The organism is Pseudoalteromonas sp. P1-13-1a, assembly GCF_001401875.1.
Classification (GTDB): Bacteria; Pseudomonadota; Gammaproteobacteria; order Enterobacterales; family Alteromonadaceae; genus Pseudoalteromonas.
Genome location: NZ_LKDV01000101.1, coordinates 1 through 356, shown reverse-complemented (window position 1 = coordinate 356; position 356 = coordinate 1). Strand labels below are relative to the sequence as shown.

Annotated in this window: 1 tRNA gene; it reads left to right on the top strand. The window is 44.1% G+C overall.

The features are described from left to right. The first annotated feature begins 174 nt into the window (after positions 1-174). Positions 175-250: transfer RNA gene (locus AN391_RS19980), tRNA-Gly, on the top strand. Positions 251-356: the final 106 nt, after the last annotated feature.

Below are 356 nucleotides of genomic sequence, written 5' to 3'. Positions count from 1 at the left end.
CCGAGTGGTGGAATTGGTAGACACAAGGGATTTAAAATCCCTCGACTAACAAGTCGTGCCGGTTCAAGTCCGGCCTCGGGCACCACTTTGTGGTTTAATTACATCGCCAAGTGTAATTTATAAAAAAATATTACATAAATTAGTTTATGCATTTAAATTCAGAATTAATATGATGCGGCACTAGCTCAGTTGGTAGAGCGCGACCTTGCCAAGGTCGAGGTCACGAGTTCGAGCCTCGTGTGCCGCTCCATATTAGTTTTATCCACTTGCTTTAAATAGCAAACTCGATGCCCGAGTGGTGGAATTGGTAGACACAAGGGATTTAAAATCCCTCGACTAACAAGTCGTGCCGGTTC